28 protein-coding genes are annotated in these 24,904 nt (G+C 45.3%); 26 read left to right on the top strand and 2 right to left on the bottom strand.

Annotated features, from left to right (window positions below; genetic code table 11):
* Positions 1–19 precede the first annotated feature (19 nt).
* From KNP96_RS00570 to KNP96_RS00560, 3 genes are read left to right on the top strand one after another with little or no spacing between them, the layout of a single operon-like run.
* Positions 20–1,549 carry an ABC transporter ATP-binding protein gene (locus KNP96_RS00570; RefSeq protein ID WP_088837336.1) on the top strand — a complete coding sequence of 510 codons (1,530 nt, stop codon included), beginning with the start codon at positions 20–22 and terminating at the stop codon, positions 1,547–1,549.
* Positions 1,546–2,619 (top strand): ABC transporter permease, encoded by a 1,074-nt coding sequence (locus tag KNP96_RS00565; protein WP_088837335.1) that lies wholly within the window; start codon positions 1,546–1,548, stop codon positions 2,617–2,619. The genes KNP96_RS00570 and KNP96_RS00565 overlap by 4 nt, the downstream gene beginning before the upstream one ends.
* The gene (locus KNP96_RS00560) at positions 2,619–3,578 is read left to right on the top strand and encodes an ABC transporter permease (RefSeq protein WP_029330703.1); all 960 of its coding nucleotides are present in this window, start codon (positions 2,619–2,621) and stop codon (positions 3,576–3,578) included. Before KNP96_RS00565 ends, KNP96_RS00560 begins: the two co-directional genes overlap by 1 nt.
* A gap of 127 nt (positions 3,579–3,705) precedes the next feature.
* On the opposite strand, the gene KNP96_RS00555 is transcribed toward KNP96_RS00560, so the two are convergent.
* Positions 3,706–3,954, bottom strand: a complete 249-nt coding sequence (locus KNP96_RS00555) for a ferredoxin (RefSeq protein WP_012370689.1) — start codon at positions 3,952–3,954, stop codon at positions 3,706–3,708.
* 276 nt (positions 3,955–4,230) lie between these two features.
* On the opposite strand from KNP96_RS00555, the gene KNP96_RS00550 reads away from it, so the two are divergent.
* From KNP96_RS00550 to KNP96_RS00515, 8 genes are all read left to right on the top strand, one after another.
* Positions 4,231–5,247 (top strand): YpbB family protein, encoded by a 1,017-nt coding sequence (locus KNP96_RS00550; RefSeq protein ID WP_214768572.1) that lies wholly within the window; start codon positions 4,231–4,233, stop codon positions 5,245–5,247.
* Positions 5,247–6,677, top strand: coding sequence for a RecQ family ATP-dependent DNA helicase (locus tag KNP96_RS00545; protein WP_251131905.1), 1,431 nt, complete (start codon positions 5,247–5,249; stop codon positions 6,675–6,677). The genes KNP96_RS00550 and KNP96_RS00545 overlap by 1 nt, the downstream gene beginning before the upstream one ends.
* A gap of 37 nt (positions 6,678–6,714) precedes the next feature.
* On the top strand, positions 6,715–6,909 hold the full coding sequence (locus KNP96_RS00540) for a hypothetical protein (protein ID WP_029330697.1): 195 nt from the start codon (positions 6,715–6,717) through the stop codon (positions 6,907–6,909).
* 71 nt (positions 6,910–6,980) lie between these two features.
* Entirely contained in the window at positions 6,981–7,865 is an 885-nt protein-coding gene (locus KNP96_RS00535) for a MerR family transcriptional regulator (protein ID WP_088837332.1), read from the top strand.
* Positions 7,866–7,924: 59 nt separating this feature from the next.
* Complete coding sequence (locus KNP96_RS00530) at positions 7,925–8,515, top strand: adaptor protein MecA (protein ID WP_088837331.1); 591 nt, start codon at positions 7,925–7,927, stop codon at positions 8,513–8,515.
* 175 nt (positions 8,516–8,690) lie between these two features.
* On the top strand, positions 8,691–9,635 hold the full coding sequence (locus KNP96_RS00525; protein WP_214768570.1) for a D-alanine--D-alanine ligase: 945 nt from the start codon (positions 8,691–8,693) through the stop codon (positions 9,633–9,635).
* Positions 9,636–9,769: 134 nt separating this feature from the next.
* A complete protein-coding gene (locus tag KNP96_RS00520; protein ID WP_029330690.1) occupies positions 9,770–11,035 on the top strand; it encodes a Glu/Leu/Phe/Val family dehydrogenase in 1,266 nt (421 codons plus the stop codon).
* Positions 11,036–11,151: 116 nt separating this feature from the next.
* Positions 11,152–12,144: a YpdA family putative bacillithiol disulfide reductase gene (locus KNP96_RS00515; RefSeq protein ID WP_088837330.1), complete on the top strand. Its 993-nt coding sequence runs from the start codon at positions 11,152–11,154 to the stop codon at positions 12,142–12,144.
* 68 nt (positions 12,145–12,212) lie between these two features.
* On the opposite strand, the gene KNP96_RS00510 is transcribed toward KNP96_RS00515, so the two are convergent.
* Entirely contained in the window at positions 12,213–13,178 is a 966-nt protein-coding gene (locus KNP96_RS00510; RefSeq protein ID WP_088837329.1) for an asparaginase, read from the bottom strand.
* 157 nt (positions 13,179–13,335) lie between these two features.
* Here KNP96_RS00510 and prsW point away from each other — a divergent pair, with 157 nt between their 5' ends.
* The 15 genes from prsW to KNP96_RS00435 all read left to right on the top strand — a co-directional run bounded on the left by prsW (position 13,336) and on the right by KNP96_RS00435 (position 24,885).
* A complete protein-coding gene (prsW, locus tag KNP96_RS00505; RefSeq protein WP_088837328.1) occupies positions 13,336–13,995 on the top strand; it encodes a glutamic-type intramembrane protease PrsW in 660 nt (219 codons plus the stop codon).
* A gap of 25 nt (positions 13,996–14,020) precedes the next feature.
* A complete protein-coding gene (locus KNP96_RS00500; RefSeq protein ID WP_088837327.1) occupies positions 14,021–14,677 on the top strand; it encodes a flagellar brake protein in 657 nt (218 codons plus the stop codon).
* 75 nt (positions 14,678–14,752) lie between these two features.
* Positions 14,753–15,424 carry a (d)CMP kinase gene (cmk, locus tag KNP96_RS00495; RefSeq protein ID WP_214765110.1) on the top strand — a complete coding sequence of 224 codons (672 nt, stop codon included), beginning with the start codon at positions 14,753–14,755 and terminating at the stop codon, positions 15,422–15,424.
* On the top strand, positions 15,421–16,020 hold the full coding sequence (locus KNP96_RS00490; protein WP_088837326.1) for a lysophospholipid acyltransferase family protein: 600 nt from the start codon (positions 15,421–15,423) through the stop codon (positions 16,018–16,020). The genes cmk and KNP96_RS00490 overlap by 4 nt, the downstream gene beginning before the upstream one ends.
* Positions 16,021–16,115: 95 nt before the next feature.
* The gene (rpsA, locus tag KNP96_RS00485) at positions 16,116–17,249 is read left to right on the top strand and encodes a 30S ribosomal protein S1 (RefSeq protein WP_029330677.1); all 1,134 of its coding nucleotides are present in this window, start codon (positions 16,116–16,118) and stop codon (positions 17,247–17,249) included.
* A 127-nt stretch (positions 17,250–17,376) separates the two neighbouring features.
* Complete coding sequence (gene der, locus KNP96_RS00480; RefSeq protein WP_029330675.1) at positions 17,377–18,687, top strand: ribosome biogenesis GTPase Der; 1,311 nt, start codon at positions 17,377–17,379, stop codon at positions 18,685–18,687.
* Between the two features lie 18 nt (positions 18,688–18,705).
* On the top strand, positions 18,706–19,731 hold the full coding sequence (locus KNP96_RS00475; protein ID WP_201302334.1) for an NAD(P)H-dependent glycerol-3-phosphate dehydrogenase: 1,026 nt from the start codon (positions 18,706–18,708) through the stop codon (positions 19,729–19,731).
* A gap of 18 nt (positions 19,732–19,749) precedes the next feature.
* Positions 19,750–19,947 (top strand): DUF2768 domain-containing protein, encoded by a 198-nt coding sequence (locus KNP96_RS00470; RefSeq protein ID WP_029330666.1) that lies wholly within the window; start codon positions 19,750–19,752, stop codon positions 19,945–19,947.
* On the top strand, positions 19,944–20,678 hold the full coding sequence (locus tag KNP96_RS00465; protein ID WP_029330664.1) for a hypothetical protein: 735 nt from the start codon (positions 19,944–19,946) through the stop codon (positions 20,676–20,678). Before KNP96_RS00470 ends, KNP96_RS00465 begins: the two co-directional genes overlap by 4 nt.
* Positions 20,679–20,763: 85 nt before the next feature.
* On the top strand, positions 20,764–21,036 hold the full coding sequence (locus KNP96_RS00460; RefSeq protein WP_012370671.1) for an HU family DNA-binding protein: 273 nt from the start codon (positions 20,764–20,766) through the stop codon (positions 21,034–21,036).
* 142 nt (positions 21,037–21,178) lie between these two features.
* Positions 21,179–21,757, top strand: coding sequence for a heptaprenyl diphosphate synthase component 1 (locus tag KNP96_RS00455; RefSeq protein WP_029330662.1), 579 nt, complete (start codon positions 21,179–21,181; stop codon positions 21,755–21,757).
* Between the two features lie 22 nt (positions 21,758–21,779).
* Positions 21,780–22,487, top strand: coding sequence for a demethylmenaquinone methyltransferase (locus KNP96_RS00450; protein WP_029330660.1), 708 nt, complete (start codon positions 21,780–21,782; stop codon positions 22,485–22,487).
* A gap of 1 nt (position 22,488) precedes the next feature.
* Positions 22,489–23,451, top strand: a complete 963-nt coding sequence (locus KNP96_RS00445; RefSeq protein WP_088837324.1) for a polyprenyl synthetase family protein — start codon at positions 22,489–22,491, stop codon at positions 23,449–23,451.
* Positions 23,452–23,545: 94 nt separating this feature from the next.
* Positions 23,546–23,962: a nucleoside-diphosphate kinase gene (gene ndk, locus KNP96_RS00440; protein ID WP_088837323.1), complete on the top strand. Its 417-nt coding sequence runs from the start codon at positions 23,546–23,548 to the stop codon at positions 23,960–23,962.
* Between the two features lie 149 nt (positions 23,963–24,111).
* Entirely contained in the window at positions 24,112–24,885 is a 774-nt protein-coding gene (locus KNP96_RS00435) for a CheR family methyltransferase (RefSeq protein WP_214768568.1), read from the top strand.
* Positions 24,886–24,904 lie beyond the last annotated feature (19 nt).

Here is a 24,904-nt window from a genome sequence, read left to right as displayed (position 1 = left end):
AACATGGGAGTGGATTTTCTTGGAATACGTCATTGAGATGCTAAACATACGAAAAGAGTTTGGCAGTTTCGTCGCAAATGATAATATCACGCTCCAGCTTCGGAAAGGTGAGATTCACGCTTTACTTGGTGAAAACGGTGCCGGAAAATCGACGCTGATGAACGTCTTATTTGGTTTGTATCAGCCTGAGGCTGGAGAAATTCGTGTACGCGGTGAAAAAGTTAATATTACAAGTCCGAACGTCGCGAATGATCTTGGAATCGGCATGGTGCATCAACACTTCATGCTCGTTCAAAATTTCACCGTCACGGAAAACATCATTTTAGGTGCAGAACCGAAATCTGGTCTCAAAATCGACCGCGCAACTGCCCGGGAGAAAGTACGCCAAATTTCGGAGCAGTATGGTCTTGCGGTAGATCCAGATGCAAAAATTGAAGATATTTCAGTCGGGATGCAACAACGTGTCGAGATTTTAAAGACACTGTATCGTGGAGCTGACATTCTCATCTTCGATGAACCATCGGCTGTATTGACGCCTCAGGAAATCAAAGAATTGATTCAAATCATGAATCGGTTGATTGCTGAAGGTAAGTCGATCATCTTGATCACACATAAATTGAAGGAAATCATGGAAGTGGCAGATCGCTGTACGACGATTCGTCGTGGTAAGTACATTGGTACAGTTGATATCGATGAAACGATGACACAGTCGAGACTCGCTGAAATGATGGTTGGCCGTGAAGTAAACTTTGATGCGGAGTATTCCAAGGCAAATCCACAAGAACTCGTTCTCGATGTAAAAAACCTCGTCGTTAAAGACGGTCGTGGGATTAAAGCAGTCGACGGACTGAACTTAGATGTTCGAGCCGGCGAAATCGTCGGGATTGCAGGGATTGATGGGAATGGTCAAACTGAATTGATTGAAGCAATCACAGGATTAAGAAGAGCCGAAAGCGGAGAAGTATTCTTAAACAACAAATCAATCAAAAACCTGAAGCCGCGGAAAGTGACGGAAGCGGGCATCGGTCATATTCCTCAAGACCGTCATAAACATGGACTCGTTCTTGATTATTCAATCGGTCATAACATGGTCTTACAAACGTACTATCAAAAACCGTATTCAAAAGCAGGCATCATGAACTACAAGCAGGTCATGGAAAAAGCTCAAACGTTAATTGAGAAGTTCGACGTCCGAACTCCAAGTCCTGAAACATTTGCTCGCGCCTTATCAGGCGGGAACCAGCAAAAAGCCATCATCGCGCGTGAAGTCGATCGTTCACCTGACTTATTAATTGCTGCGCAACCAACACGTGGACTCGATGTCGGTGCAATTGAATTCATTCATGAGCAGTTAGTACTTGAACGGGAAAAAGGACGCGCTGTCCTCTTGATTTCGTTTGAACTCGAAGAAATTTTACAAGTCTCAGACCGCATTGCTGTTCTGTATGAAGGACGGACAGTAGCCTTTCTCGATCCTAAGGAAACGAATGAAATTGAACTCGGCTTCCTGATGGCTGGCGGTAAGAAAGAGGAGGTAGGTCGTTCATGAAACTCGAACGTTTTTATGGGATTTTGATTCCAATCTTGTCAATTATCCTCGGGATGGTAGTTGGTGCCATCGTCATGTTGATTGGTGGTTATGACCCAATCGCTGGATTTGATCAACTGTTTTACGGAATCTTTGGTGAACCGTATAGTATCGGAGAAACGTTGCGTGCAGCAGCACCATTGATTTTTGCGGGTCTCGCCGTCGCCTTTGCCTTTCGAACGGGATTATTTAACATCGGGGTTGAAGGTCAAGTTTTAGTCGGTTGGATGGTCGCGGTCTGGATCGGGATTTCTTTCGATCTCCCGACAGCAATCCACTTGCCACTCGCGTTAATCGGAGCGGGTTTAGCGGGGGCACTTTGGGCTGCGGTTCCAGGTATTTTAAAAGCGCGTTTCCATGTCCATGAAGTCATCACGTCAATCATGATGAACTACATCGCGTTGTATGTGACGAATGATATTTTACGTCACGTCATCGGAATCAAAAACGAGCGGACAGATTCAGTCAAAGAAACGGCTTCGTTGGCTTCACCATTCTTGCAAGAGTTAACGGATTTTTCGCGTTTGCACAATGGGATTTTCATTGCCATCGTCGCCGCACTCGTCTTCTGGTTCATTCTTTGGAAGACGACGCTCGGTTACGAGTTACGTGCAGTTGGATTTAATAAAAGTGCTGCAGAGTATGCCGGTATGGGTGTCAATAAGAACATCATTCTCTCATTCGTCATCTCTGGTGTATTCGCTGGATTTGCTGGTGCGATGGAAGGGTTAGGGACATTCCAAAACATGACGCTAAACGCATCCTTTACGGGTGTTGGATTTGACGGAATCGCCGTCGCCTTACTTGGTGCGAACAACCCGATCGGAGTCGTTCTGGCCGCGTTATTATTTGCCGGACTCAACATTGGCGGATTGTCGATGCAACAAATCGGGATTCCACCAGAACTGATTAAAATCATCATCGCCTTCATCATCATCTTCGTCGCTTCCGGTTACGCGATCCGTCTCGTCATCGAAAAGCTGACGGTTAAAAGAGCAGAAGGCAAAAAAGTGAAAGGAGCCGATAAATAATGGGCTTTCTAGATGTACTTTATATTATCGTACCGATCGCGCTTGCCTATTCGGCTCCATTGATCATTGCAGCGCTCGGTGGTATTTTCAGTGAACGTTCTGGTGTCGTCAACATCGCGCTTGAAGGCTTGATGGTCATGGGTGCATTCACGGGTGTTGTTTCAGCCCTGACATTATCGAAGATGGGATTCGGCGCTGCTAGTCCATGGATTGCGATGTTAATCGCTATCGTCATCGGAGCAATCTTCGCTTTATTCCTTGCAGTGCCTGCGATTTTGTTCCGTGCCGACCAAACGGTACTTGGTGTCGCAATCAATATCTTAGCAGTTGGCCTTGCGATTTTCTTAGTCCGTGCCTTCTATGGAAAAGGACAAACAGACTCGATTCCGAACCGGATTTCGAAAGAGAATGTGCCGTTCCTATCTGATATTCCTGTTTTAAAAATGTTTTTTGCAAACGTCTACTATACTTCGTACATTGCGATCATCTTAGCAGTTGTGGCATGGTTCGTCGTCTTTAAGACACCATTCGGTCTTCGTCTCCGTTCTGTCGGAGAACATCCGATGGCAGCAGATACGATGGGGATTAACGTCACGAAGATGCGCTTTATCGGAGTCATGATTTCAGGCGGATTCGGTGGTCTTGCGGGTGCAGTTTATGCAACTTCGATTTCATTGAACTTCAGCGTGACGACGATTCTCGGGCAAGGTTTCCTTGCGATCGCCGCGATGATTTTCGGAAAATGGAATCCGCTCGGTGCAATGGCAGCTGCCTTGTTCTTCGGTTTCGCTCAAGCGATTTCGATTATCGGACAACAGTTACCATTACTCGATCAAATTCCTCAAGTCTATCTTTTGATTGCGCCTTACGTCTTAACGATCCTTGCACTTGCTGGTGTCGTCGGTCGCGCCGATGCACCAAAAGCTGTTGGTGTACCGTACATCAAAGGGAAACGATAACGATCATTCAGGTATTCTTGTTAAAAAAAGCTGTACGGATCGACCGATTGGGTCGAGACGTACAGCTTTTTTGATGTATGGTCATAAAAAAAACAGCATGGCGTGAAGCTACCATACTGTCAAATACTTATTCGTATTTTAATGCGTCGCCTTCGAATGATTCGTCTGCCACTTTAATTGAATCAGTTGGGCAACCTTCGAATGCGTCAATCATGTCATCGAACAATGCTTCCGGGATTTCTGCTGTCCCTTTGTTATCGTCTAGAATGACGTATGCTAAGCCCTCGTCATCATAGTCATAGATATCAGGTGCTGCGGCACCACAAGCGCCACAAGCGATACACGTGTCTTTATCGACAATCGTAAATTTAGCCATTTTGTATTTCTCCTCTCTATTCGAAAACATGATTGATCTAGTATTGTTCTCATCTATATGTCATTGTATCGGACTCATGCGTTCTTTTCAATGAGGAAGCGGTAGAAGTATTCAAACAAAGTAACAGGATGCGATGGAAATAGTCGGGTAAGGCGCAGTAGGTGCGTTAATCTAAGAAAGAGGTTTGGAAAGGCCAAGCTAATTATGCTATACATATAAACGAATGAAGACGATACTTTAAATATAATCAAACCGATCGAAGGTGAGGGGGAGTGGATGAAATTGACTGTCATCAATCAAGTTTTGTTAGAAACCATTAGTCGTCTCCGGGGTGAACGGACAGATCGTAGCCTCTTTCATATCCTTCAAGGAAAGCGTTCGGCAACATCACTCCAGGATGCACATTTCTATGAATTAGAAACTGTCTTTGGGGTGCTGCCCTTTCGACGAGAAACATTCGATCGGCTACTGCTTGAGCTGGAACAGCAGGGTTTCATTGAACGAGCGGAAACGTTGCGCATCACGGAGCTTGGTGAATCCTCGATCAAAGTACCGTTTTTAATCGATGACATGGGCGGTGAATTGCGTGGATTTCCAATCATTTTATGGAAACGCTTAAGCCTTTTGATTCAAACCGTCGTTTGTCTCGAACAAAAACGATTTTTCGTACCGGTTCAGCAAGACGTCGCGATAAAGGACTGGGTCCGGCGATACGTCAAAGGGATGCCGCAGCGTACGCAGTGGATTGATCAGGTGTACCATGAATTACGAGAGGCGTTGCGTCAGCTGTCGGTAAAAGAAGCGACGCTCATCAGTTACCGCTTGTCGGGGTTGAAAACAGGTTTGTCTTACCCGCAACTTGAAGAGAAACTTGACAGTGACGTCTTGTCGCTCCGCTTGGAATTTATGATGGCTTGGCGAAAATGTCTGCGTCACTTGGATGAAGCAGGACTGATTTTACGTCTTGGTGAAGATATTGATCAATCGAAGATGACACAATCAGCACAGAAAACGTGGGATATGTTACGTAACGGATTTGCTTTGAATGAAATCTCCGAGCGGCGCCGCCTGAAGAAGAGCACGATGGAAGATCACCTCGTCGAAATTGCGATGTACAGTGACGTATTCCCGCGGAGCCAATTCTTATCGGATGCACAATTTAAAGAAGTGATTGAAGTAGCAAATCGAAACGAGACATTTTCGTTGAAACGAATTAAAGGTGAATTGAAGCTTGAGACCGATTATTTTCAAATTCGTATCGCGTTAGCGCGAAAAAGATGGGAGGAGAGATGATGGAGACTGTCTTAAAACGTTATTTTAAGCATGACCGCTTTCGAGCCGGTCAAAAAGACATCATTGCATCCGTTTTAGCAGGCCGCGATACGGTCGCCATCTTGCCGACCGGGGGAGGGAAGTCGATCTGTTATCAACTTCCGTCCTATTTGTTGCCAGAAGGGTTGACCGTCATCCTTTCGCCGCTCTTATCGTTGATTGAAGACCAAGTCATGCAAATCAAAAGTCGCGGTGAACGTTCCGTCGCTAAATTGACGTCGCACGAAACAAGAGACCAAAAAGAGCAGATTTTACGTCATCTGAGTCAACTTCGGTATTTGTATTTGTCACCGGAACAATTGGCGATGCCGAACGTCAAACAACGGCTTCAGCAAACAAACATTAATTTATTCGTCGTGGATGAAGCGCATTGTATTTCACAATGGGGTCATGAGTTTCGCCCCGAGTACGCGAAGCTTGGAATCGTAAAGAAACAACTCGGAAACCCGACTTGTTTAGCTTTGACGGCAACAGCAACGAAACAAGTGGAACAGGATATGTTAAGAGGCTTAGAGCTGTCGGACCCGACGATTATCCGGCATTCCGTCAATCGACCGGAAATTCAATTTATCGTCGAAGACGTTGAGCCTGATCAAAAAGATCATGTGCTGGTAAACTGGTTAACGAAGGTAGAACGTCCGTGTGTCATCTATACGACGACAAGAAACGAAGCAGAGCGTGTCGCACGTCTAATCACGAAGGCGACATACTACCATGCAGGACTCGAAGCAGAGGATCGTCAATTGATTCAACAACAATTCTTACACGATGAGATTGAGTGTCTCGTCTGTACAAGCGCATTTGGTATGGGGGTCAATAAAGGGAATGTCCGGACCGTCATCCATTACTCGATGCCGGCGACGATTGAAGCCTATATGCAGGAAGTCGGTCGGGCAGGGCGAGACGGAGAGCCGTCGACAGCGCTACTGCTCTATGCAAAGGGGGATCACCGTCTACAGCAGTTTTTAGTCGAAAAGCAGTATGCCCCTGTGCTTTGGATTGATCAATTGTTAGCGGGCATGGCACGTCAGGAACCGCTTGAAACGATGGAACGGCGTTTAGGGTTAGATGTCGAAGATCCGGCGTATCGGTTATTAAAATCGCAACTAAGTGATCGCTGGTCGCGTGAGAACATCATCGCTTGGCAAGAAGAGCGAAAAAAGATACGTTTACGTGAACTTATGCAAATGATAAATTATATTCAAAGTATAACGTGTCGACGAACGTTCATCTTGAATCATTTTGATGAGCAACCGATCGTCCAGGACCGGTGCTGTGATATTTGCGGTAATACGACAACGCAATCACCGCAAAAAAGGCATACGATTGAAATTTTGGATTGGGAACAACGATTAGAAGAGGTCTTTTTTTCATCAGCCGATTCAGTGTAAACTAGTACTATCCTTATTTTTAGAAAAGGTGATGAAATTGAGTAAATACGATCAACGAAAGAACCGACAAGAAGAACCAAAATCAAGCTTACCACCACGTTCTTCACGAATTGAACATGTGCGGAATGAACGGTTAAAGCAACCCTTTGTCAAAAATCCGTTAGCCATTACGCTGACGATTCTTATGATTACAATCATTATCGCCTTCGTTTCCCTCGGTTTCATGATGTAAGGGCACATTGTGAACAGAGATTATTTTCCTTTACGGGTATACTGAAAAGGAGAAGGAAGGAGGCACGGTGCATGGATCGTGGGAAATATAATATCAAAGCAGTCGCTGCATTAGTAGGGCTCAACCCAACGACCATTCGTGCTTGGGAAAGGCGATATCAAGTGCTTGATCCGGATCGGAGTGAATCTGGGCATCGCATCTATAGTGATAGCGATGTCGCGAAGCTCCGCTGGATTGTAGACAAACAAAAAGAAGGACTATCTGTTTCGAAAGCGATTCAACTGTACGAAATGCCTGTCAGTCGCACGGAGCTTCCACTTGATTATGGTGTTGAACTACGTGAACAGCTGTTTGAGGCATTAACGACATTTGAGGAACGACATGCCCATGACATCATGAATAAGGCATTCTCAATGTTTAGTTTCGATAAGGTGATTCAAGATATCGTTGGACCGTTGCTGCACGAAATCGGCTCAAAGTGGGAAAATGGTGAAATTACGATTGCGCATGAACATTTTGCGACAGCCTTTTTACGGGCCCGCCTTTCAACATTGTCGTTGCAAATGCCGATCAATCCTTTTTTACCGCGCATTTTATGTGTATGTGCGCCAGAAGAAGAACATGAATTGGGATTGTTATTTTTTACGCTATACTTACGCCAATCCGGCTTCGATGTGATTTTTCTTGGGGCAGGAATTCCCGTGTCAGATCTTGTGACGGTGACGAAACAATTAGTACCACGTGCTGTCGTCCTTTCGTGTACGATTTCTGACCACCTCAGTCTTTTAGATGAAGCGCTTGCCGAACTACGACAGGCTGTACCGAACGTCGAGATTGGTCTAGGTGGTTATGCCGTCGAACAGCTCCCTGAAAAATACGCGGATCACCTCCTCGGGACGGACGATTCCTCCTGGAAAAGTTGGTTAAGTCGACTCACTCCGACAACTGGTGTATAGTGTGATTCATATTGAACGGAGAAGTTGTTTTTCTCCGGCATTGACTGGAGGAGTCTTAGATGAGATTTGAGACATTTAAACAAGGGCATTTACGTGTGTTTATTACGAAGCAGGAACTTTCCGTTCACGACGTTCGACCAGAAACACTGGCAGTTGGAAAAGGACAGGACCTATTACGTAACCTGTTAGAAGAAGCAGAATCAAATTTTGGATTTCATGCGGTCGGGACACTTGAATTTTTTGTGACATTCTTTCCGAATGACGGGATGTTGGTCGATGTACGACGAGAAGGTGAATTACCAGAAGAAACGTTTGATGAATTTGATCAAGTAGAAATTCGGATGACCGTCGATATCGTACACCATGTCCTGTATCAACTCGAAGAATTCGAGGACGTCATTCAAGCGAGCCACGGATTGCTTCGCCACGTTCTGATGACGGAAACGGGTGGTAGGCTGTACTACTTCGAAGGGCGGTATTACTTGTATTTCGAGGAACGGATGGCAGAGGCGCTTGAACGGACGATTACGACCGTACTGTCTGAATATGGCGTACCAAGTGCGAAAAGTCCGCTCGCGATGGCGGAATACGGAAAAACACTTCAGCGTTCAGATGCAATCAAAATGATTGCCGGAACATTTTCTGTGTAAATGATGATTTTTAACGAATCGGCACATACGACGATTCTTTTTAAGACCACTGACCGGTTTCTGACGGAAAGTGGTCTTTTTCATGAGGAATCATCAGTTAACACCATTTTGTATTTTTTCGTTGAAAGAGTGATGGTATGATAAACAGTGAACGTAAGATGAAGGAGTGAAGAGTATGAGAGTGGCAGTATTATATGGTGGGATTTCTGGAGAACGTGAGGTTTCGTTAAGTAGCGGGAAGTCCGTGATTCAAGCATTGGAGGGAAAAGGGCACGAAGTCGTTGCCATCGATTTCCATCCGGAACGTGCTGAAGAAATTTTCAATCTGGATGTTGAAGTCGCCGTCATTGCTCTTCATGGAAAATATGGAGAAGATGGTCGTGTTCAAGCATTACTAGAATTAGCGGATATTCCGTATACTGGATCAGGTGTGTTGGCTTCCGCTTTAGCGATGGACAAAGCACGGTCGAAGTTGCACTTTGAGAAGGCTGGCATTCGGATTGCGCGTGATGTCTTGATTGAACGCGGTGACGACATCGCAGATAAGGTCCGGCAGTGGGGCGGTGAATTCCCTTGTGTCGTCAAACCGGCTCAAGAAGGATCGTCAAATGGATTGACGATTGCGATGGACGACGCGATGTTACGAAGCGGAATCGAACTCGCTTTTCAGGCAGACGATGCGGTCTTGATTGAACAATTCATTAAAGGGCGAGAAGTAACCGTACCGGTGCTCGGCCAAAAAGGTGCTGAAAAAGCGTTGCCCATCATCGAAATCATTCCTAAAAATGAATTTTATGATTATGAATCAAAATATGCAGTCGGTGGATCAGAGCATATCTGTCCTGCTGATTTTGATGAGGTGACGACACAAAAATTACAAGAGTGGGCAGTCCTCGCCCATCAAGTCCTCGGATGTTCGGGCTATTCCCGTTCTGATTTCCTGGTGCCTGAAATCGGTCATCCCGTTATTTTAGAAACCAATACGCTACCTGGTATGACAGCGACAAGTCTATTCCCGGACGGGGCACGGGCAATCGGGATTGATTATCCAGAGCTAGTCGAATCGTTTATCAATCTAGCGATTACACGTCATCAAGCGACTTCGAACAACATAAAGTAAACAAAAAAGAGTAGATGATAGAAAGCGCTTACAAATATAGTAGGAATCCCTTTCATTACACGTCGGAACAAGGTATACTTTATCCGAACAAGGAAACGGCATAGGGGATGCCACTTATGGGGAGGAACGTTGGAATGATCACTGACCAACAACATGCGAATCATCGGAAAAACGTACTTGAAGCAACACAGGAAATCGTAAAAGAGGCACTTGAGAAGTTGGGTTACCCGGACGAAATGTATGAATTGTTAAAAGAACCGTTGCGGATGTTGACGGTTCGGATTCCAGTTCGGATGGACGATGGGTCAACAAAAATCTTTACCGGCTACCGGGCGCAACACAATGATGCTGTCGGTCCGACGAAAGGTGGAATCCGTTTCCACCCGAACGTAACGGAAGTCGAAGTCAAAGCGTTATCAGTCTGGATGAGCTTGAAGGCAGGAATCGTCGATTTACCATACGGTGGTGGTAAAGGTGGAATCATTTGCGATCCACGAGAGATGAGTTTCCGGGAAATCGAGCGTCTGAGTCGTGGCTATGTCCGTGCAATCAGTCAAATCGTTGGTCCGACAAAAGATATTCCAGCACCTGATGTCTTCACGAACTCACAAATCATGGCCTGGATGATGGATGAGTACAGCCGGATTGATGAATTCAATTCACCGGGCTTCATTACAGGAAAGCCGTTAGTACTCGGTGGTTCCCACGGGCGTGAGACTGCGACAGCTAAAGGGGTCGCCATCATGATTCGGGAAGCTGCTGCGAAGAAAGGGATTACATTAGAAGGAGCCCGCGTCGTCGTTCAAGGGTTTGGTAATGCAGGGAGCTTCTTATCGAAGTTCATGCATGATTTAGGGGCGAAAGTCATTGCGATCAGTGATGCATATGGCGCTCTCCATGATCCGAACGGACTGGATATCCCATATTTACTTGATCGTCGCGATTCGTTCGGGACGGTGACGACGCTTTTCAAAAATACAATTTCAAATAAAGAACTGCTCGAATTAGAGTGTGATATTCTTGTTCCGGCAGCGATTGAAAATCAAATCACGGAAGATAATGCGCATGACATTAAAGCGCGAATCGTCGTCGAAGCAGCCAACGGTCCGACGACGAATGAAGCGACGAAAATTCTCGCAGATCGTGAAATCTTGATTGTTCCCGATGTCTTGGCTTCGAGTGGTGGCGTAACGGTGTCCTACTTTGAATGGGTTCAAAACAACCAGGGGTATTACTGGACGGAAGAAGAAGTGCATGAAAAGCTTGAAAAAGTACTCGTGAACTCGTTTAATCAAGTGTATCAAACATCGCATACACGAAATGTTGATATGCGCCTCGCTGCCTACATGGTAGGCGTTCGTAAAATGGCGGAAGCCTCACGCTTCCGTGGATGGGTTTAATTTGAAAAAGTTCACTTCTTACAGGAGTGAACTTTTTTCATGTAACTTAAATTCTTTCTTCGTTTGCTCATGTTTGCTAAGATAAAAAAAAAGCACGTGGAAGAGGAGAAAAGATTATGCTGGATTGTCTCATCATTGGTGCAGGACCGTGTGGGTTATCGGCAGCGATCGAGATGCAAGATCGTGGATTAGCTGTCGAAGTCATCGAAAAAGGAAACATCGTCGAAGCGATTTATCAATATCCGACGCATCAAACATTTTTTTCGAGTAGCGAAAAATTAGAAATCGGTGGTGTTCCGTTTATCAACAAGGAACTTAAGCCGAAACGCCAAGATGCACTCGTCTATTACCGTGAAGTCGTTAAACGGAAAGAAATCACGATTCGTCCGTTTGAGACGGTGGAACGAATCAGTAAACGTGCGGATGGTGAAGGGTTCGAAGTCGTATCGTCGCGAATGGAGGAGACGGTGACGCGTCAGGCACGGGCACTCGTCTTAGCGACAGGCTATTACGGATTGCCAAATAAAATGGACGTACCAGGTGAGGAATTACCGCACGTTTCTCATTATTTTAAAGAAGGTCATCCTTTCTTCGGACAAGACGTTGTCGTCATTGGTGGAAAAAATTCGAGTGTCGATGCCGCAATTGAACTTGAGAAGGCAGGTGCACATGTCACGCTGTTATACCGTGGTGAAGCGTACAGTCCGTCAATCAAGCCATGGGTCCTCCCGAACTTCGAAGCGCTCGTACGGGCCGAGAAGGTCAAGATGGTGTTTAACGCAACGATCGATTCCATCACACCGACGCACGTCCATTATAAAGAACAAGGAGAAGCGACCTCAATTAAAGCAGATTTTGTTTTTGCGATGACAGGTTACACACCGGACGTTGGTTTGTTCGCGGATGCCGGTATCATGATTGATGGAGAAACGGGAATTCCGGATTTCAATGAGGAAACGATGGAGTCAAACGTTCCCGGCATTTATATTGCGGGTGTCGTCGCTGCAGGATATGACGCCAACAAAATATTTATCGAAAACGGTCGTTTTCATGGAGAATTGATTGCAACGAGTCTTGCAGATCGACTTGTTCGTGAAACGACGCGATAAGCGCTCTTTTCGATCGCTAAAAAAATAACCGTTTCCCTCCCCGGGAAGCGGTTATTTTTAGTGACAGATCATTCGACTTGAAATGAAGTCTCAAGTTCAGGGTGTGTAGCCTCAATTTCGAGCTCAATCATCAATTTCAAGCGAGCTTTTTGTGAGTTCAGACCATTCGAGAAAATCAGACCAAGTTCTTTTAATTGTTGTCCTCCGCCTGCATATCCGTAGACATCTTGGACGATGCCGTTAAAGCAACGACTGACGATGACGATTGGCATTTGTTCAGTCAGCTGACGAATCGCATCCATCAGACTTGGTGGCACATTTCCTTGCCCGAGTACTTCGAGGACTAGACCATCATAACCAAGTTCACCGACAGCAACTAAAAGGTCGGGGTCCATCCCGGCGTAAACTTTTAGGACGGAGACACGCTTTGTTAGTTTCGTCACCATGTGCGTTGGTTTTAAGACAGGTGTATTGAATAAATAGACATGATCTTTCGTGACCATCCCTAAGTTACCGAAATGAACAGATTTAAAAGTATCGACAGAAGAAGTATGCGTTTTCGTGACGTTAAAAGCAGAGTGGATTTCTCCGTTAAAGACAACGAGAACCCCTTTTCCTCTAGCTGCATCACTGACGGCTACACGCAATGCCGTAATCAAATTAAACTCACCGTCTGAACCGACTTCATTTGATGAACGCATCGCACCTGTCAAGACGATTGGAATTGGAGCACCAATCGTCAACTGTAAGAAATAAGCCGTTTCTTCTAACGTATCCGTTCCGTGCGTGATGACGACGCCATCATACCCTGCCTGCAGTTCTTCTTTGATGAAGTGTGCGAGACGGAGCATGATGTCCGGTGTGATGTGTGGTGAAGGAAGGTTCGCGAAGTGGCGTGTCGTGATGTCCGCGATGTCGGTCGCACGTGGCAATGAAGCATCAAGTGGGTTGATGTCATTCGGCAGAACGTGACCGGAATGATTTTGTGCCATCGCGATCGTGCCTCCGGTATGGACTAATAGTAATTTTTTCATAAAGAGCCTCCTGTCTATTCGTTCGATAGTCAGACACTAAAAGCTGACTATTCATTTTCATCCATAATTGTACCTTTTTTTTTCGGATATACAATGGACTCGGTTTTCTTTTCCAGGAGAAACCTTTATCCTTAAGGAATAGGAAGGGGGCAAAAACGTGTTATCGATCGTTTTCTCAGGAATTGCCCCGGGAATTGCACTACTTACTTATTTTTATCTCCGCCATGAACATGAAGCTGAACCCGTCGGTTATATTTTACGGAGTTTCATTTTTGGCATTTTACTTGTGTTTCCATTGATGTTCATCGACTACGTCGTTCAGACTGAATTTGGGGGAGATGAATCGATTCGTCTGTTTCGAACGGCAATTACGGAAGAATTTGCGAAATGGTTTATCGTTTTTTATACCGTATATATCCATCAACGTTTCAATGATTATTATGATGGTATCATTTACGCAGTCGCCTGTTCGCTCGGCTTTGCGACGCTTGAGAATATTTTATATTTAATGGTCAATGGGACGGTTGAACACATGATATTCAGAGCGTTGCTTCCTGTATCGGGTCATGCACTCTTTGCTGTTCTAATGGGCTTCTTTATGGGGCGTGCAAAATTTTCAATTTACCCGAATCGTTGGCTAAGTCTGTCCTTAATCGTTCCGATGATTGCGCACAGTATGTTTAATTTGTTAATATTGGAAAATGGTGGTATTTCCTTGCTGCCCATTATTTTTATGGTGATTTTATGGGGAGTCGGCCTTTACCAAGTTAAGAGTGCGAATCGCTTGAATCATCGATACAAAAAAAATAGTAATTGAATAGAATGGATTGGGAGAGAGTGACATGATGCAAACAGGTGATTTGATAATGGTACGCAACAGTGAAGATCGACAAGGTCGGACGAAGGTCACGGCTGTGACGAACCGTTTAATCTGGATGGAAGCGCCGAGTGAGGCGGACACGCTAAAAACATTTATTTTATCGGAAGATGAATCGATTCACGTTTACTTTTTTAAAGAAAAGGGACGGTTGTATGGCTTTGAATCGGAAATCGTCGAACGACAAAATGATCCGCTTCGTGGACAACGATATGCAATCAGACGCCCGACCGACCAACAGATTGAGCGTGTTCAACGTCGTCAGTTCGTACGTGTGCCGTTACTTTTGGACGTCGCACTTCATCCACATAAAACTAAATTCGAACCGTTCACGACGGTCTCGCTTGATTTATCAGCAGGTGGAATATTGATCTTAGCGAATCATTTACCGATTGAACTAAAAGACGAGGTTGAATTGACGTTTTTACTACCGGCCGAACATGGAGGAACCCATACACTTGATGTTTTAGGTGAGTTAGTTCGCGTCGATCGACGCGAAGAACGTTACGAACTCGCCTTTCAATTTACACAAATTCATGATCGAAGTCGTGAGCTCGTCTTACGGCACTGTTATCAGGCGCAAATGAAAAATTCGCGGAGTGGCACGAATTCATTCACCTAAGTCTATTTTTTTGCTATGATAACGGTCGATACTATGAACCGCTTAAAAATGGTTCAAACGGAAGGAACGAAAAACATGACTAAAATTCAAATCGCACTTGACGGACCAGCTGGTGCCGGAAAAAGTACAATTGCTAAACAATTAGCAGCACATCTTGACTACGTCTACATCGACACAGGGGCGATGTATCGGGCCGTAACGCTCGCAGCACTTGAGCAAGGAATCGATCTCGAGGATGGGCAACGGTTAGGTGAGTTAATGACATCACTTGATATTCGTTTAACACCAGGTGAAAACGGGCAACGTGTCTTTATTGGCGAGCGCGAAGTAACAGAGTCGATTCGGTCGAGCGAAGTGACGAACAATGTCTCATTCGTCGCAAAACATGCTCAAGTACGTTCGGCACTCGTCGAGATGCAGCGCCGCTTAGCAGAATCGGGCGGTATTGTTATGGATGGGCGTGACATCGGTACAGTCGTCTTACCAGATGCTGAACTGAAAGTCTTCATGACAGCAACAGTCGAAGAACGTGCGAGTCGCCGGCATCGTGAAAACGTGTCTCGGGGGATGGACAGTGACTTAGAAGCACTTCAAGCAGAAATCGCGTTGCGTGATAAACGTGATAGTGAACGGGAAGTGTCTCCGCTCAGACAAGCAGACGATGCCATTTATCTCGATACAACCGTCATGTCGATCGATCAAGTCGTCCTCCGTCTGACAGAGCTTGCGGAAGGGGTATTAAAATGAGTCGAACGGACTCCGTTTATCGACTAGCGCGATTCGTCGTGCTCGTCATCGCCAAAACTGTATTTCGTCTTCGCGTGACAGGGAGAGAAAATCTTCCGAAGGATGGATCCGTTCTTTTATGTGCGAATCATAGCTCGAACTGGGATCCCGTCTTTCTAGTTAGCGCGATTCCGACGAGTCGCTCGGTTCGTTATATGGCAAAAGAGGAACTGTTTAAAGTCCCTGGATTAAAACAATTGATGACGGCAGCGGGGACGTATCCCGTCGGACGCGGACAGGGCGATCGTCAAGCTTTAAAACGAACGATTGAATTATTGAAAACGGACGAAACCGTCGGAATTTTTCCAGAAGGAACACGGTCTGCTCCAGGTGAGTTCACGGCAGCGCAACCAGGTGTCGGTTTTTTTGCACTCCGATCTCCGGCGCAAATCGTTCCTGTCGCGATCATCGGCAACTATCGCCCGTTTAAGCCGATGCGGGTCGTAATCGGAAAACCAGTCGATATTGAAGATTTACGCGATCAACGCGGTGCCGCGAAAGCGATTTCAGAACGAATTCTCGAAGAAATCAAATCGGTCTACTACAATCATGTGTAAAACCTTGACAAATAGTCAGAATTGTAAGAAGTTAAAAGAAGGATAAACGTATTTTATTACGTTTCTTGTACTCATCGTGAGGAGGTTGTGTTGGAATGGTCGAAGAAATGAAAGATATGCCTGATTTTGAAATTCATCGGGACCAGGTAGTTACTGGGATGGTCGTGAAGATTGAAGACAAGCAAGCACTCATTGATATCGGATATAAGACAGAAGCAATCCTGCCGATTAGCGAAGTCTCAAGTCTCCATTTGGATGACATACGAGGTGTGCTAAAAGTCGGTGATGAATTACAAGTAAAGGTGAAGAAGATTACAGACGAAGAAGTCGTCGTCTCAAAACGTGAGATTGATGCCTTAAAAGCATGGGAAGAAGTCGAAGCGAAATATGAATCGGCTGAAATTTTTGAAGTTGTCGTCAAAGACATCGTCAAAGGGGGTCTCGTCGTCGACATCGGCGTACGTGGATTCATTCCAGCTTCACTTGTCGAACGTCACTATGTAGAAGATTTTTCTGACTACATCGGCCGGTCGATCGAAGTCAAGGTCGTTGAGCTCGACCAAGAAAAAAATCGTGTCATTCTTTCACATAAAGCGGTCGTCGAAGGCGAGCTTAATGCGAAGAAAAAAGAGACGCTTGAAAACTTGGAAGTGGGTCAAGTCCTTGAAGGAACTGTCCAACGCTTAACGGATTTTGGTGCATTTGTCGATATCGGTGGTGTTGACGGACTCGTCCACATTTCTGAAATGGCGCATCATCGTGTCGAACGACCGTCTGATATCGTAACGGAAGGGCAACAAGTCGAAGTGAAAGTACTTGGTGTCGACCGCGATACAGAAAAGGTCAAGCTATCAATTAAAGAGACGCAACCAGGTCCATGGCAACAGATGGAAGGGAAAATCGAAGCGGGTGACATCGTCAAAGGACGTGTCCGTCGTCTCGTTCAATTCGGAGCATTCGTCGAACTTGCACCGCAAGTCGAAGGTCTCCTCCATATCTCTCAAATCGCTAATCGCCATATTAGTTCGCCGTCGGAAGTGCTTGAAGAGGGACAAGAAATCGAAGCGAAAGTTCTTGAGGTTCACTTAGATGAACACAAGATTTCCCTTTCGACGCGTGTCTTAGAACAAGAAGAGACGGATGAAGATGACTATTCTCAATATACGGATCAAAATGAAGGGTTTTCGGTAGCGGACCTCGCTGATAAAGACTCGGACGCAAAAGAATAAATTTTGACAAAAAGTGGACACGATTCGTGTCTGCTTTTTTTATGTTTCGGTTAGATGTGGTATAAGCGCGCTTGATTTGATACAATAGAACGGCTATGAAGCGAGAGAAGAGAAAGAAGGTGTTGGGATGGCAATTCCAGTAGTGGCGATCGTAGGTCGCCCAAATATCGGAAAGTCGACGATTTTTAACCGGGTGATTGGAGATCGGGTTTCGATCGTAGAAGACAAGCCAGGTGTTACCCGCGACCGTATATACGGAACTGGAGAATGGCTCAATCGTCATTTTCATTTGATTGATACAGGTGGAATCGAAGTCGGGGATGAGCCCTTACTTCAAATGATGCGTCATCAGGCGGAGCTTGCAATCGATGAAGCGGACGTCATTATTTTCATGGTCAATGGACGCGAAGGGATTACGGCTGCCGATGAAGAAGTCGCCGGCATGTTGTTCCGTTCAAATAAACCAGTTGTTATCGCGGTCAATAAAGTCGATAACTTTGAAATGCGTGATTTAATGTATGAATTTTACTCATTAGGATTCGGCGATTTATATCCGATTTCCGGAACGCATGGTCTAGGACTCGGAGACATGCTTGATCGTGTCCTCGAACTAGCTCCAAACAAAGAAGACATCGAATACGACGAAAATACAATTAAGTTTGCCTTAGTTGGTCGTCCAAACGTCGGGAAGTCGAGTATGACGAACTCGATTCTCGGTGAAGAACGTGTCATCGTCTCAAGTGTCGCTGGTACAACCCGTGATGCAATCGATACACCGTTTACACGTGACGATCAAGAATACGTCATCATCGACACAGCAGGTATGCGTAAACGTGGGAAAGTCTACGAATCGACAGAACGCTTTAGTGTCATGCGTGCCCAAAAAGCCATTGAGCGAGCTGACGTCGTTTGTGTCGTCCTCGACGGTGAAGAAGGTATCATCGAACAAGATAAAAAAGTCGCCGGATATGCCCACGAAGCCGGACGTGCGATTGTCATCGTCGTCAATAAATGGGACGCGGTCGAAAAAGATGATAAAACGATGAAGAAAATGGAAGAAGAAATTCGTGAAGAATTCCGCTTCCTCGACTATGCGCCAATCGTTTTCGTCTCTGCGAAGACGAAACGTCGTCTTCAAACATTGCTCCCTGTCATCAATCAAGCGGCGAAAAGTCATGCCCAACGCATTCAGACAAGCGTCTTGAACGATGTTATCGTCGACGCAGTCGCGATGAATCCAGCGCCGACGGATAAGGGTGTTCGTCTACGGATTAACTATGCGACACAAGTGGCATCGCGTCCGCCTACATTCGTCTTGTTCGTCAACGATCCAGAGCTCTTGCATTTCTCATACAAACGGTATCTCGATAACCGAATCCGGGAAGCATTTGATTTTACTGGAACACCGATTCGGATTTTGGCACGTCAAAAACAATAAGGCAGGGTGAAAATCATGATGAAAAAAATTGCAGTCATTGGAGCTGGAAGCTGGGGAACTGCGCTTTCACTCGTTTTAGCAGATAATGGTCATGACGTCATTCTTTATGGCCGTGATCAAAAAAATGTTGATGCCATTAATGAAAATCATGAGAATACACAATTTCTGCCTGGTGTGGCATTGCCTTCTTCTTTACGGGCGACGACGAATTTAGATGATGCTGTAGCAGGTGCTTCGCATATTTTGATTGTGACGCCTTCGTCAGCGATTCGTGGCGTCGCACGCCAGTTAAATGAACGATTAACAGAACCCGTCGTCCTCATTCATGCGTCGAAAGGGATTGAACCGAAGACGCACTTACGATTGTCTCAGTTGATTGAAGAAGAAATCGATCCCGCAAAACGTTCGGCGGTCTGTGTTTTGACAGGACCGTCACACGCAGAAGAGGTTGCATTACGTAAACCGACGACGGTGACGATTGCTTCTGAAGATTTAGAAGAGGCCGGTCGTGTCCAAGAACTCTTCATGAATGAAAACTTCCGGGTGTACTTGAACGCGGATATCATCGGAGCGGAACTTGGTGGCGCCTTGAAGAACATCATTGCCTTAGCTGCAGGAATGACGGACGGTTTAGGGTATGGAGATAATGCGAAAGCAGCATTGATTACGCGTGGAATGGTAGAAATCGCGCGTCTCGGTACATTGCTTGGTGCTAAGCCGATGACGTTCACCGGTTTGACGGGGATGGGTGATTTGATCGTGACCTGTACATCAGTCCATAGTCGGAACTGGCGAGCCGGGAATGCCATCGGGCGTGGTGAAAAACTCGAAACCGTATTAGAAAACATGGGGATGGTCGTTGAGGGAGTTCGCGCGACTCAAGCTGCTTACGATTTGGCAGAAACGAAACAGTGCGAGCTTCCAATCACGACGGCACTCTACCATGTCCTTTTCGATGGTCACACACCGGAAGAAGAAGTACGGAAGTTGATGCAACGCCCGCAAAAAAATGAAATTGAACATCTGTTTACGACGAAAGATTAACGGAGTGGGGTGGAAACCTTGAGTCCTGGATTATTAAAAATGTGGATTTCGTTTGGCGGGATCGGGTTATTTGCGATTAGCGTCCTATTCGTCACGATCAGTCGAACGAAATTGACAGGGGTTTGGCAGTTCCTGCTCTCGACCCTTGCCTTCCTATGTTTTATTGTAGCTTCCATTATTATGGTGTTCATCGTCATGGCAGGTCCGAGCGCATGAAGAAGCTAGTCGTTCTTTTCATGTTGGTGCCTGTCATGTTGTTATCGGGATGTCTCTTCCCGGATAGTCAAAAACCTTCGAACCGGATACCCTATCCGCAACAAATCGCAACGGTTCAAGATGCTGTCGACGCGTATCAAAAAGATACCGGTGTCTTACCAATCAAAACAAGAGACGCAGATACGCCTTTGATGGAGCGGTATCAAATTGAACTCGGACGCTTAATTCCTCGTTATATGAGTGATCCTCCACCGAATAGTTTCGAAGGTGGTGGAACGTTCATTTACTTGTTAGTCGATGTGGAAGAGAAACCGACTGTAAAGCTGATGGATTTACTCGTTGCAGAAGAACTCCAAAAGCTACAGGTGCGCATCGATACGTACCGAAAGAAAAATGAAAAATATCCATTTAAAGGTTCGATTGGTAAAAATCAATTCACACTCGACTATAAAAAGTTGTTCATTAAGGAAGAACCGAAGATTCCGAGTCCTTATTCCGATACGGAACTGGACATCTATGTCGACGGTCAAGGGCAGTTGTATGTCAACTATCTTCCTGAATTGAAGAAAGCCGTTGAAACTGCGAAGAAAAAACCAAAAGTCGGTCAAGATATTCGTCATTTACTGTATGATGATCAACCTTTTGTCCCGGCATACTCTCAAAGCTATACAATTAACGAAAAAGGCGAACCTACGTTTTCTGAGGAATCGATCGAAGAATCAGAAAATTGAGAGGGATTATGACGAAAATGTTGTAATAGCAACGTTTATAAGGTATGATTAGCCTCGAAGAAGCGATTGGGAGGGGGTGAAAGTAATGAACAAAACTGAACTCATTCAAGCGGTTGTCGAAAAATCAGGTCTTACAAAAAAAGACGTGACTAAAGTTGTTGAATCAACATTCGAATCAATCACTGAGACACTCCAATCTGGAGAAAAAGTCCAATTGATTGGTTTTGGTAACTTCGAAGTCCGTGAACGTGCCGCTCGTAAAGGTCGCAACCCACGTACGAAAGAAGATATCGAAATCCCAGCAAGCAAAGTGCCTGCCTTCAAACCGGGTAAAGCATTGAAAGATGCAGTCAAGTAATTTGGCTACATAGTCGTTCGAGGAATTCCTCGAACGGCTTTTTTTGTGGGTATTCAAAGGCGTGAAAAAGCGATGATTATGGTATATTAAAAAAGAAGAACATCCATCAACGAGATGGCACTGGAGATCGGGGGGTAAAAGCATGGACCAACGAGAGCTATTCATGACAGAAATCATTACTGCGCTCAACAACAAACAGACGACTCAACTAGCTCGACATGTGGATTTCCCTTCCATCGATCGTGAACAGATCAGTTGGTTGATTGATGTCGCTCAAAACGAGACATTGGATTGGCAGGCGCTCGTAAAGGGCGTACATTTTGCGAAGGTTGCACTTGTCTTACATGAACGAGTAGGTGAAACGAAACGAGGATCAAAAGAAAGACAATTGCTCGTATTGGCGGGAGATCTTTTTTCGACTTACTTTTTTGAAGAGTTAGCGTCGCTTCCCCAAACGGCACTCGTGACGTTAGGACGGACCGTACAGCGTGTGAATGAAGCAAAATGTTCGATCCATGAGCGAAATTATACGTCGACAGAAGATTACGTCTTACTCTGGCTGACGGCGGAATTTGGACTCGTTCAAGGTTTGGCGGCAATCAGCGGTCAAGATTGGTTAACACGAGAAGGGCAACGCATCATTCGGAAACAGGCCGAGTTGCTCGATCATGAAGCGCAACAACTACTATTATCACATTTAGAACAAATGGCAGTAGCGTAATATTCTTGAAAGGGTGAACTGCGTGCAGACACAAGAAAAAGAAAAGAAAGTTTATGAAGTGTTTCAATCAATTTCGACAAATTATGATCAGATGAATTCCATCATCAGTTTCCGCTTGCACAAATTATGGCGAAAAGAAACAATGCGCCGGATGGATGTATTTCCGGGGGCAAAATGTCTTGATTTATGTTGCGGAACGGCTGACTGGACAATTCAACTCGCGAAAGCGGCTGGTCCGACCGGTGTCATCAAAGGACTCGATTTCTCTGAAAACATGCTTAAAGTCGGAGTCGATAAAGTCGAGGCGTTAGGGATGAAAAACGTCGAATTGATTCATGGCAATGCGATGGATTTACCTTTTGGTGATCATTCCTTTGACTACGTGACAATTGGGTTTGGACTACGGAATGTTCCGGACTATCTCCAAGTCATCAAAGAGATGCATCGTGTCTTAAAACCAGGTGGAACAGTCGTATGTCTTGAGACGAGTCAACCGACGGCACCAATTTTCCGTGAGGCCTACTCGTTATACTTTGGTAAAATCATGCCACAAGTCGGTCGTTTGTTTGCAAAATCGTTTGATCAATATAACTGGCTTCAAGAATCGACGGAAGTGTTCCTCGATCGTGTTGAATTAAAGCAATTATTTGAGCAGGCTGGCTTCATGCAGGTCGAAGTAAAGGCGTTTGCAGGTGGGGCGGCTGCAATGCACCTCGGGAAGAAGTGGTGAGATGTCACTGCATTCAATTTATCGAGATGTAACGAAAGAAGTGAATTTAGTCGACCGATTCTTAACAAATCATATTGCGTCCGAAGAACCGACGATTGATGCTGCGGGACAACAACTCTTGAAAGCGGGGGGGAAGCGGATTCGTCCGGCTTTTGTTTTGCTCGCTTCGAAGTTTGGTCAAGCAGACCGGGATGAACTGGTCCGTGTCGCGGCAAGTCTTGAACTGGTCCACATGGCATCACTCGTGCATGATGATGTCATCGATGATGCCGAACTGAGACGTGGAAAGCCGACCGTCATGCAACGTTTTGATGAAGAAGTTGCATTATACTCGGGTAACTATTTGTTTGGTGAGGCAGTCAAATTGATTGGAGAAATCGGGAAACCGGAACTCGTCCAAGTCATGGTCCATGCGATGCGCGAAATTTGTGAGGGTGAAATCGAACAAATTTATGATCAATACGATTGGAATCAATCGATTAAACGATATATTAAACGAATCGAGCGGAAAACGGCGATCTTGATTGAGGCAAGTTGTCATCTAGGAGCCATCGTCGCGAACTGCTCGGAAGCGGATACGAAAGCATTGCGGCAATTTGGGCGTGACATCGGTCTTGCTTTTCAAATTGCGGATGACTTACTGGATTTCACAGCGAACCGGGTCGAGCTTGGTAAACCGGTCGCAGAAGATTTACGACATGGGCATAAGACGTTGCCAGTTTTCTACGCCTCAGAAAATCCAGCTTTTTTCAAGGAACTCGTCAAAATTCAGGAGATGCCCTCCCACGAAGAAGTCGCGCCACTTCTTGACCGTCTGCAAGCGTCTGACGCACTTGAACGGACACAACAGACCGTCGATCTTTACATTAAGCGAGCGATTCGTCGTTTAGAGCATTTACCGAAGTCTTCTGCAAAGCGTTCACTTGAAGAAGTCGCACGTTACGTTGGAAAGCGAAAAGGATAAAAAACTGTCAAAAATTTCTTGCCGCTCGATCCGTTTACGAGTAAACTTACTATGTAAGCGCTTTTCTAAAAGCATTTCATAGGGGGACTCAAAAATGGAACAAACATTTTTAATGGTAAAACCTGATGGTGTCGAACGCGGATTGATTGGGGAAATCATCGGCCGGATCGAACGAAAAGGATTTGTTGTACGTGAAATGAAAATGATGCAAGCGTCTGAAGAATTGGCGAAAGCACATTATGCAGAGCACGCAGAGAAGCCATTCTTTGGAGAGTTGGTCACTTTCTTAACGTCTGGTCCTGTCGTCGCACTTCGTGTCGAAGGAACGGATGTCGTATCTGTTTCACGTTTGATGATTGGAAAAACAAAACCGACAGAAGCACTACCTGGGACGATTCGGGGAGATTTCGCGAACACGATGAGCGAGAACGTCATCCATGGTTCAGACAGCGTCGAGAGTGCGGAGCGTGAACTTGGACTTTGGTTTCAAGGGCAACCGGTAAACGCATAATGAAACGAACGGCAAACAGACGATTGAGCAATTGCTCAATCGTCTGTTTTTGTATTTTGGAAAGGAAATGGCTTTATGCTACTATAGAGAATAAGATAGGGTCATAAAACGTGTATGACCGATGATAGAGAGGACCAGTGAGGTGTACTATGGACGATTACGAGCTTTTCATCCAACGTTTCTTAAAAAAGTCAAGAATTGATTTAGGACAATATAAAGAAGCACAAATGAAACGACGTTTGACGGCTTTGCGCGATAAAAAAGGACATGATACCTTCGCCTCGTATATGCAGGCAATGGAAAAAAGCGAGACCTTATATGAAGAGTTCTTGGACCGGATGACGATCAATGTTAGTGAATTCTTCAGAAATCCGATTCGCTGGCAACAGCTCGAACAAGATATTCTTCCGGTGCTGCAAGCACGTGCGCATGGTCGGATTCGGACATGGAGCGCGGCTTGTTCAACGGGGGAAGAGCCCTATTCGCTCGCGATGATTCTTAATGAGATGATGGACCCTGCCCAATTCACGATTCAAGCGACCGATTTAGATGAGATCGTTCTTGAAAAGGCGAAGCAAGGTCGATACGGCATTTCAGCCTTAAACGAAGTCGTCGAATCAAGGAAAAAACGATATTTCATCGAACAGGATCAACAATATGAGGTCGCTCCAGAAATTAAACGGCTCGTCCGTTTCAGTAAACATAATTTGTTAGGAGATCGCTATGACAGTGGATTTGATTTAATCATCTGTCGTAACGTACTTATTTACTTTACAGAAGAAGCAAAAGCGCACGTCTATCGCTCTTTTGTGGATGCGTTAAAACCGGGCGGCATTTTATTCGTCGGCGGAACGGAACAAATCTTTCAACCGGAACGATTTGGTCTAAAAATGAAGCAAAGCTTCTTTTATGAAAAAATTTAACGACGTGAAGGGATGAAGC

Origin of the sequence: Exiguobacterium sp. s133 (genome assembly GCF_018618595.1) — a bacterium.
In the GTDB taxonomy this organism is placed as follows: domain Bacteria; phylum Bacillota; class Bacilli; order Exiguobacteriales; family Exiguobacteriaceae; genus Exiguobacterium_A; species Exiguobacterium_A oxidotolerans.
The sequence above is the reverse complement of the archived record's forward strand: the minus strand, read 5'-3'. Positions and strand labels throughout refer to the sequence as shown.